The sequence below is a fragment of the Flavisolibacter ginsengisoli DSM 18119 genome, from assembly GCF_900129295.1.
GTDB lineage: Bacteria > Bacteroidota > Bacteroidia > Chitinophagales > Chitinophagaceae > Flavisolibacter > Flavisolibacter ginsengisoli.
Genome location: NZ_FQUU01000017.1, coordinates 85,897 through 95,560, shown reverse-complemented (window position 1 = coordinate 95,560; position 9,664 = coordinate 85,897). Strand labels below are relative to the sequence as shown.

Below are 9,664 nucleotides of genomic sequence, written 5' to 3'. Positions count from 1 at the left end.
CCTGCAGCCGGCAGCTATGCCATCAATTTAAGAGTTGCTACACCCAATACAGGTGCGCAGTTCCAGATAAAGAATAGCGGAGGTGCTGTCCTTGCCACTGTGAATGTACCCACTACAGGTGGATGGCAATCATGGCAAACTATTTCAACAAATATCAATCTGGTAGCTGGCACACAAACCATCAGGCTGCAGTCAACAACCGGTGCCGGATGGAATATCAACTGGCTGGAAGTAGCAGGTGGAACATTTGTAACGGCCCGAAGGGCTGCCAATGTGATGGTTGAGGAATTGGCAACATCCTCGGTAGCTGTTTTCCCTAACCCCGTTCAGGATGCATTCACATTATCTCTCGATCAAAATTTCAAAGGAAACATAAAACTGAGAGTAGTGAATTCTTCTGGTGCCGTAGTGCGGGAATACAGGCTGCAAAAAACACAATTGCGCAGCCAGGATAGAATCTCCCTGGGCAATCTTACACCTGGTATCTATATTCTAAATATTAGTACCATGCAGGGAACAATTTCTAAACAGGTCATCAAACAATAAACTGATCGCAGGATCAACAAAAAAGGCCGGGCAACCGGCCTTTTTTTTATGTGATAAGCTTAGTACAATGTTCAATGAAATCAGGGGCTTTCCATAAATAATTAAACGCTTCAAGTAAAGCCTCATTTATAACATTTCCCTAATTGAGGTCAGTTTACCTCCATCTGTCTATGGCAACATAAAATTCCACTTAATAAAATTAAAATCAGCCTTCATGCAAGCCGGCCTTTATTGTTAAAACTGGTACACTTTTTTTTATACATAGTATATGAAGGCCCTATTGATCTGTATGGTGTTAATTACCTTAAGTGTATCTGTAAGTAATACACAACGCTCCATGACTCCATTAGATCCGCAGAATAAATTATTCATAATAACCCTCGACGGTTTTCGCTGGCAGGAGCTTTTCAATGGTGCTGATTCAGCTCTTCTGAATGACAAAGAAACAACGCCACTTAACTCAACTATCAAAGCATTATACTGGGATCGTGATCCAATAGAAAGAAGGAAAAAACTGATGCCTTTTACCTGGAATGTCATTGCCAAAGATGGCCAGCTTTACGGCAACAGGAAATTTCAAAACAAAGTCAATGTTTCCAATCCATATGCTCTTTCTTATCCCGGGTATAGCGAGCTTCTAACAGGCTCTGTTGACCTAACCATAAATAGTAATTCAAAAACAAAAAATACCAATAGCAATATTCTTGAACTATTGAATGGATCACCAGCTTATAAAGGAAAAGTAGCAGCTTTTACCTCGTGGGATGTATTCCCTTATATTCTCAATGAACAAAAAAGCAGCTTTGTAATCAATAGCGGGTTTGAAAATGTAAAATCTAAAGAGCCCTCCATAGCACAAAAATTATTGAACACTCTACAATCAGATGTCATTGCAGAAAAAACCGCTACCCGCTATGATGAATTGACCTACATAGCCAGCAAAGAATACATTCAGAATAACAAGCCATCCGTTGTATTCCTCAGCTTTAGCGGTACTGACAATGCAGGTCATGAGAACAGGTATGATCAATACCTCGAGCAGGCCAATAATGCTGACCGCATGATAGGAGAATTGTGGCGAATGGTTCAGTCTATGCCTGAGTATGCCGGAAAAACCACCTTCATGATAACCACTGATCATGGAAGAGGTAATCTACCCTCCAATTGGGGGCGTCATGGATTATTTGTGCCAGGCTCAGGACAAACCTGGTTTGCTTTATTAGGACATAATGTGGTACCATCAGGAGAAATGAAAACAGAAAACCAGGTCTATCAAAAATCATTAAAAGACCTGATGACCCAGCTTTTGACAAGAAAATAGCTGTGTTTGCTTTGCCCGATTTTACTGTTTAGACTGCTTCTTACGGCATAGTTTTTTCCATTATAATTATACATCACACCAGATATTTCTTCATTTAAAACCTTGACTTATGCGAAAAGATAAAAATGAACCTGCTCCCAAAAAAGGAGTGAATGCTATTCAGAAAGGTGAAAAGGGAAGGCATAAAGAATTTGAAACGCCAAGTCAGCAAAGAAACAGGGATGGGCTTGGTAGAGAACAAAATGGCTCTGATGGCAATGAAAAAATTACCTCTACTAATCATTAATAATAATTAAATAAGAACAAATATGAAAGACAATAAAAAAACACATGTGCATGACAGTGAGAGCCTGGAAAGTTCAGGTGCTAAAGCAAATGAAAGACAAAATACCACCTCTGCAGGAGGCACGGCAGATATGGATCATCGTTCAACAACTGATGCCAGTGGAAACAGGGGTTCTCAACCACGTGGTTCCGGGGTCACAACCAAAAGAACAGTTACAGGTAGTGATTTCGATGGACAGGTGTCAGACCAGTAGCAAACACTACAATATTGGTTGTTGACGAAGTTCTACATTACCAATACTGCTCAGTGTTAACTTTTAAAGTATTGAAGAAATATAACAGGCAGGAGTTAAACACAAGGCAGGCATATAATTTTTATAGATAAAAACGGTTCTCAATTTTTTGACTTTTAAAACAACAGTTATGGCAGAAAACAGAAATCAAAATCAAGATCAGAATTCCAACTCAAACATGGGAAATCAATCACAAAGTGGTTCTCAATCAGGTATGGGTGGATCTCAGCGCGGATCAGGTAATTTGAGTGGACAAAGCCAGAACACAAGTGGTTCTCAATCAGGTTCTGACAGCTCTCAATCTGGTATGGGATCTAAAAGTGGATCTCAATCAGGTACTGGCGGATCACAATCCGGTACTGAGCGTGGATCTGGTGGATTAGGAAATCAAAGTCAAGGTACCAGTGGTTCACAAAGTGGATCAATGGGCGGCTCTAACAAGGGATCTGGATTACAAGGTGGTGACCAGGGCCGTGGTGGAAGCACAGGAACCGGAAATACTGATCGCAGCAGCGGAAGCGACAGTGGTTCCCGCAGCGGACAAGGTGGTATGTAATCCACTTGTTCAAAGCAAATGATTCTTGCTAGAATTTAAATCATTAAGCCCTTTTAAGGGCTTAATGATTTTATAGACTATAAAAACAAAAACTTTTTTATGAAGGCAGATAACAAACCCAGGCAGGATAGGCCGGAGTCTTACCCTAAACCAACAGAAACGGATTCTCAATTAAAGAACCAGCCAGAATACATCGACCAGCAACCGAATGATTTTTCGGACAAATCGGTTAGCGATATACCCAATTCCTATGCCCCACGCCAAAGCGATGATCCCGGCAGGGAACTAAAGGATGATGAATAATTAAAGACTTATTTATTCCAGTCTAATTTATACCAACTACCTATCAACTACCTATCAACAGTATAGCTACGGTATAGATACTGCGTGGTGATCACGCAGTATCTATACTGTTAGTAGGGCTTTGGTTGGGAGGAGCCAGGCAGAAAGAAGGTAGAAGGTAGAAGGTTGAATAATGTTCAATAAGCTATGCTCAATGTTCAATGCTCAAGGAAGGGTAAAGCAACAAAAGTGCGCAAAGGATCAAATGATTGCACAGCATTCGGGAGAATGTAAGAGGCCTTTTTAAGGAGCCTTCCTTACAAACTTTCCAACCTGTTAACCTGTCAACTCCAGACCCAAACGTTCCCAAAAGTGCCAATTCGTGCCATTTTGTGCCCATTCGTTCCCAAACGTGCCCAAACGGGAAAGTGACTATTTGTGCTGGTGTAGTTTTACAGTAAATAAAATCCAATATCATTATGGCAAAGCAAATAAGTCATGTAACTGCAACAGGTACAGTGTGTGAGACATCAACTTTTATAAGGATGTGGACTGGGGTTTCCTTGTAAGAATGCTGCCCGGAGTGGACTCTAAGCGCTTCTGGAAGGATCCTGCCTTTGAAGGCAGCAGGAGAAGTTCAGAAAGATTTGCAGCGGGTAATATCATGTCATCTATTATCTACCGGTTTGTGCCCCTTAAAAGAAGATATTCAAGGCTGTTTACTCAAGTTAGAAGAATAGCCATTGCTTTTTTAAAGCAGGGAAGTGAGAAAGGGGAAGTGTTTTCAGCCTTGTTCTCCTTTCTTACGGAACAAAAGCGTATTTCCCTTACCCGGGAGCAGTTTGAATTACTCCTGTCTTCCTTTGAAGAGGAATTAAAGGCAAGGCTTAAAGAACAAAGGCCTGAAAAGGAAAAGAAGATGAAGAACAAGCTGGATATCCAGGTTTCTGCACCACTTAGTGAAGAGGATATAGAATACTTTAAGTTGTATATGGATGATATAGAATGGACCATAAGGTTTGAAGGCGAGTTTCCGGAAGATTACAGGATCCCGCTGTTTCTCCTTAAGCATGCTGCTTAAGGAAGTTTTTGTAGTTTGTAGTGTGTAGTTTGTAGTTTCTTAGGTGTAGATGCGTATTCCTATAACAGTCAGTATTTAGGTTGAAGAATTGATTGCAAATAGAATTGACTGAGTATCGCCAAGTACGCAAAGGAGAACCCACACAAAGAAAACGCAAAGGGCTTCGCCGGTTTTGTATACTAACTGAATAGTACATGCGCACCCGCCACTTAAGTTTTTGAATTTTGACTTTTGACTTTTGACTTTTTATCACACTCTTCCGATCATCATCTTGGTATAGATCTTCATTGCATTGATCAACATGGAAGCATCAGTGTGCATTTTAAGGGCTTCACATATTTGAAGATGCGTACTTTTCTTATCCCTGGTCTTATGCCAGATAAGGTTGGCTATGCTGAGTGCATAATGGGCATAATGTTTACTGGCGGCTTTATACACCATCTTTCTCTGTTGTACCGGAACAAAGTTTTGAATGGTATTGATCACCCAGCGTATGTCGCGGATATTATTAGCATTGCCAAATGATGCACTTGAAATAGAGTCGGTATGCATCCTGTATTCTGCAAGGATCTCAGGTGAATAGGCTACTTTATAATGAGCGGCTATGCGTGCCCACATCTCCCAGTCCTCGCCATAGTTTACACCATAATAGCCGCCGATATTTTCATACACCTCCCGCTTCACAGTGATAGTGCAGAATTGCAGCCGTTGCTTACTGGCTATCTTCAGCAGCCAGTTGTCCAGCACTCCATCATGATCCATTTCCAGCGTATGGGTCCATAACAGCCTTCCGGATTCGTCGATGGTATCGTAACGACAAAATGCGGCACCGATGCCAGGGTATTGTTGAAACAAAGAACCTATTTTATCATAGTAACCCTGTTTTACGCGATCATCTCCATGTAGTATATGCACCAGGTGGCCTTCGGAGAGATTGATACAGGTCTCAAAATTCTTCAGGCTTCCCACATTCTGCGGCTGCCGGTAATAGGATATTCTCCCTTTGCCCATCTCATTTACCAGGGCTTCTATATCTGCATCAGTACTTGCATCATCTACTACCATTATTTGCATATGCTCAGGTCCTGGATCCTGTATCAGAATACTTTCAAGGGTTTGGGGAAGCAGGTGTGCACAATTGTATGCCGGGATCATAACGGACCATGTAGGGCGTCCGGGGACATTAGGGTAGGGTTTTATGATGGGTGGCGACTTCATTTTATCTCAGGCAGTAGCGACCACAAGATTAGAAAAAATAATTAAGGAATTATAATATATGTTTTTGACTTTAATGAAGCATTCTCAAATCAGCCATACAGCCTTAGGTAATACAAGGGAATTTGCCTTTAACAAGTATATTGTATACAGGATGCCCGCATTGAAATATATTAAACAACTGGATAGCATACGAGCCATTGCGGTAATCCTGGTACTGGTGTGGCATTGGTTACCTAAAGAAAGTTATTTCAATGTTGTCCGTACAGGCCCCTTTGGTGTTACTGTTTTTTTTGTGCTTAGTGGTTTTCTTATTACCCGCATATTACTGGATAACCGGGATGAGGCTGAAGAGTACAATCATTCTCTTGGCACAGTGATCAGGAGCTTTTATATCCGCAGGGTATTAAGAATTTTCCCGGCCTATTATTTCACGCTTTTGCTGGTTATTGTATTGCATGACCATTTGCATCTTCCACTTTTACAAGGGGAACTATTTGCCAACCTAACCTATACATCTAACTTTTATGTATTCAATATAAAGACATGGCCCACGCTTACACCACATTTTTGGTCGCTTGCCGTGGAAGAACAATTTTACCTCGTTTGGCCACTGGCCATTTTATTTTTACCTAAAAGGCTTCTTCCTTTTTTAATTATCATTTTCATTGGCGCGGGCATCTTCAGCCAATTCATGGCCAGTGATCCTGAATTCAGTTATGTATTGCCGCAAACCTGCCTGGATGCATTGGGTATGGGCGGCCTGTTAGCCTGGATAGTTGTTACGAAACCTGGACATTTAAAAAAGGCTTACCTGGTTCTAAACATAGCCGCTACATTAGGACTGTTGGTCATGATACTGGATTGGTGCGGCCTGGAGTTTTATCATCAATGGAGAATATTATATTCCATTTTTGGCAGCTGGATCATCTGCTATATATTGGTGCACCAGCCAAAACGAAATATTATACTATCGGCACTCAACAATTCAGTATTGATAGCTATTGGCAGGGTGAGCTATGGAATTTATCTATACCATGTACTGTTCTTTTATTTGTTCTATTACAGAACAATAAATGTATTTTATCATTACCTACCATTTGTACCTGAAAACTATTTTCCCTATCTATTTTTCCTGGTTCATTTTTGGGTGTTGTATTTTTTATGCAAGCTATCCTGGTATATACTGGAAAAGCCTGTCCTTGACCTGAAGCGTTACTTTGTCTATAATGAGAAATACGCTTCTGATAAAAAACAGGATAAAAGATCCATACCTACATCTTCATAACATGGAACGGCCAGGAGTTAGCAGAGATTGCCGGAAGTTGATTTCTTTATTAAACAGTATACAGGCATTGATAAGAAAACAATAACTACTGTTTATAAAGAATAACAGATAAGTGTGCTTGTAAAAAAATTATAGGAACAGAAGCCTACCATACAGGACTAACTGTTCCTATAAAACTCATGTTATAGATATCATTTTATCGTATACCTGAAACCTGTGTATATTAATCTCCCACTTAAAGGGCCCCAAACCATGCTGGCGTCAAAGTATTCACCGAAGGGTTCAGAGGCTGATATGATAGCGTTCTTTTGAAAGTAGCCTGTGAGGTTCTCACCTCCAACATAAAAGTCAAACAACTTCTTTTTCCCAATGCTTTTGCTTACCTGTGCATTCATAGTCACATAGGAAGGTGAGCTTTCCGCGAGTTTAAAAGCCTGGGGATTTAATGCTATTGAAGGCAACCGTTTTTGCCCGGTGAAGTTCAGTGTATAATCCAGTTTCCAGCCATCAAGATCGTAGGCCAGGTTAGCAAAGGCCCTGTGCTTAGCCGTAAATGGCTTTTGCAATAACCCGCTGCTATAGGTTGTATTTACATCAAAGTAGCGGTAAGCCAATCGCAATTCCAATTTACTTACAGGGATCATTGACATCTCTGCCTGGAAACTATTGGAATATGATTTACCGGTAAGATTATAAAATCTTACTTCTCTTGCATTCTCCAGGTCAACAACTACCTGGTTGGTAAAATCATTTCGATAGAAATCAACTCCGAACGAAGCATCACGATTGAAGAGGTGAAATTTCTGATCCACACTTATACCCTTATTCCAGGCAACTTCAGGTTGCAGTCCATAAGCCTTTCCTTGTACAGGATTTAAAATATTGATCGTTCTTGCACTTACCAACACGCCCATATTTTCTGCAAAGATGTCTGCTGTCCGCTGCCCTCTGCCAGCGCTGAAACGAAATGTGGTATTACTGAAGGGTGCGTAACGGATATTGAGACGCGGTGTTCCAAACCAGCCATACAGATTATTATGATCTGCTCTTATTCCTGCTACCACATCTAATTTTTCGTTAGGGGCATAGGTGTATTCGGCAAATGCTCCCGGTATAACTTCTTTCCTGTCATAGGATGTTGACTGCAACTGCTCCTTATACAGGTCATATAAAAAACTAAGTCCTGTTTTAAACTTATGAACATCAGAGTGAATACGGGACTGGAATATCAGGTTGGAATATATATTCTTCTGCCTTGCATCGTATTGTGTTAACCCGAAATAAGCATCCTGCCTGTGATCAAAAGCAGATAATTGCAATCCTATGCTTTTATGCATCTTATCCGGAAAAACATAACCAATCTTTCCAAAGGCCTCGTATCGGTTGGTCTTTATTCCCAGGCCGTAACTATGGGTTGACAATTTATCCTTTGAAGATTCAAAATCCAGTTCACCTCCTGTTTTATCGTCTACCAGGGCTTTGACACCAAACTGCGCCATCAAGCCATTTTCACCAATAAACTGCCAACGGTGCACTCCATTAAACTGGTTTCCTGTGGGAAGGTCTTTGAACCCATCCTTATTAAAGTCCTGCTTACTGTTAAGAAAATCATCATGCAACAGGAAACCGGTTGACCATTTGTTATTCAGTTTATGGAACCAATTGAGGTTGACATCAGTTTTACCCATAGTGTTTACATAGCCATTGAGGTATAGTTTTTCACTATTCTGGGGCTTTCTTAATTCAACGTTGATCTGCCCGGCTATGCTTTCAAATCCATTGACAACAGAGCCTGTGCCTTTTATCAATTGTATTGATTCCACCCATGGGCCGGCAATACTGTTTAAACCTAAAGGAGTAGCTATTCCTCTTGGACCTGGTAAGTTTTCAACTGTAAGTTGTGTATATATCCCTGCAAGCCCCAACAGTTGTATTTGTTTTGAACCTGTTGCGGCATCGCTATAGGAAACATCAACAGAGGGATTGGTTTCAAAGCTTTCGCTGAGATTGCAGCAGGCTGCTTTCAACAACTCTTTTTTAGTAATGATAGCTGTGCGAAAAGGATTGTACCCATCAATATAACTCGTACGCTGCCGGGCCGTAACAATAACATTGGAAAGGTTTTCTTTTTTATTTAGGCTTACCTGGATGTCATTTAGCTCTCCAACAGTAACCGTATCTGTTTTAAATCCTGCATAGCTGATCACCAGGTGTTGAGCTTCAGCCGGGCGTTTGAGCATAAACTCGCCATGAGGATTACTAATGGTGGTTCCATTGGTACCGGCCCATGTAAGGGTAGCTCCGGCCAAAGGATTTACCTGCCCATTTGCATTTTCTACCACTATCCCCCTTAGGACGCTTTGATCAGAACTATCTACAACTGCAATGGCTGCATCACTCGTCATCTCCCGGTAATGGCAACATTCGGGAAGGGCATTATAAGTCTCGTCCTTTGCTTTTTTCAATTCGGTGTCATGCCCGGCAGCAGCAATCTTATCCTGTATCTGCTCCATGCTTACAATGGCGGGATCATAGGAAAGAGATAATTGATGCGTTGAGACATCCCAAACCGCTGACTGAACGCCCTTTAATTTCAATGCTTTTTCAATGCGGTGTTTACATTGCACACAAACACCATCAACATGGATGTTTGCCTTAGTAGAGATGGCATCTTGTGAGAAGCCTAAAAGATGGAACACTAATAGAAGTAATACTAAAGAAATACGTTTATAGATTAACATTTTGGTATTTTTTGGATCAACAATAATTACGCTTAGCAATAATGCCTAGTAATCAT

General features: G+C 40.9%; 10 protein-coding genes. 8 read left to right on the top strand and 2 right to left on the bottom strand.

From position 1 onward, the window contains the following. The 7 genes from BUA53_RS17035 to BUA53_RS17010 form a co-directional block, all read left to right on the top strand. The coding region (locus BUA53_RS17035) for a carbohydrate-binding protein (protein WP_139256475.1) at window positions 1-546 on the top strand (546 nt) is incomplete at its 5' end. 268 nt (window positions 547-814) lie between these two features. Further along, window positions 815-1,867: an alkaline phosphatase family protein gene (locus BUA53_RS17030; RefSeq protein ID WP_072836597.1), complete on the top strand. Its 1,053-nt coding sequence runs from the start codon at window positions 815-817 to the stop codon at window positions 1,865-1,867. 109 nt (window positions 1,868-1,976) lie between these two features. Further along, window positions 1,977-2,153, top strand: coding sequence for a hypothetical protein (locus BUA53_RS21275; protein ID WP_175546104.1), 177 nt, complete (start codon window positions 1,977-1,979; stop codon window positions 2,151-2,153). A 22-nt stretch (window positions 2,154-2,175) separates the two neighbouring features. Further along, window positions 2,176-2,406 (top strand): hypothetical protein, encoded by a 231-nt coding sequence (locus BUA53_RS17025; RefSeq protein WP_072836596.1) that lies wholly within the window; start codon window positions 2,176-2,178, stop codon window positions 2,404-2,406. Window positions 2,407-2,575: 169 nt separating this feature from the next. Beyond that, window positions 2,576-3,001: a hypothetical protein gene (locus BUA53_RS17020; protein ID WP_072836595.1), complete on the top strand. Its 426-nt coding sequence runs from the start codon at window positions 2,576-2,578 to the stop codon at window positions 2,999-3,001. A 99-nt stretch (window positions 3,002-3,100) separates the two neighbouring features. Next, window positions 3,101-3,304, top strand: a complete 204-nt coding sequence (locus BUA53_RS17015; RefSeq protein ID WP_072836594.1) for a hypothetical protein — start codon at window positions 3,101-3,103, stop codon at window positions 3,302-3,304. A 526-nt stretch (window positions 3,305-3,830) separates the two neighbouring features. Continuing rightward, window positions 3,831-4,364 carry a hypothetical protein gene (locus tag BUA53_RS17010; RefSeq protein WP_139256474.1) on the top strand — a complete coding sequence of 178 codons (534 nt, stop codon included), beginning with the start codon at window positions 3,831-3,833 and terminating at the stop codon, window positions 4,362-4,364. 249 nt (window positions 4,365-4,613) lie between these two features. Here BUA53_RS17010 and BUA53_RS17005 read toward each other — a convergent pair whose 3' ends face one another. Further along, the gene (locus tag BUA53_RS17005; protein ID WP_072836592.1) at window positions 4,614-5,582 is read right to left on the bottom strand and encodes a glycosyltransferase family 2 protein; all 969 of its coding nucleotides are present in this window, start codon (window positions 5,580-5,582) and stop codon (window positions 4,614-4,616) included. A 73-nt stretch (window positions 5,583-5,655) separates the two neighbouring features. Here BUA53_RS17005 and BUA53_RS17000 point away from each other — a divergent pair, with 73 nt between their 5' ends. Next, window positions 5,656-6,867 (top strand): acyltransferase family protein, encoded by a 1,212-nt coding sequence (locus BUA53_RS17000; protein ID WP_072836591.1) that lies wholly within the window; start codon window positions 5,656-5,658, stop codon window positions 6,865-6,867. A 191-nt stretch (window positions 6,868-7,058) separates the two neighbouring features. Here BUA53_RS17000 and BUA53_RS16995 read toward each other — a convergent pair whose 3' ends face one another. Next, a complete protein-coding gene (locus BUA53_RS16995) occupies window positions 7,059-9,608 on the bottom strand; it encodes a TonB-dependent receptor domain-containing protein (protein ID WP_072836590.1) in 2,550 nt (849 codons plus the stop codon). Window positions 9,609-9,664: the final 56 nt, after the last annotated feature.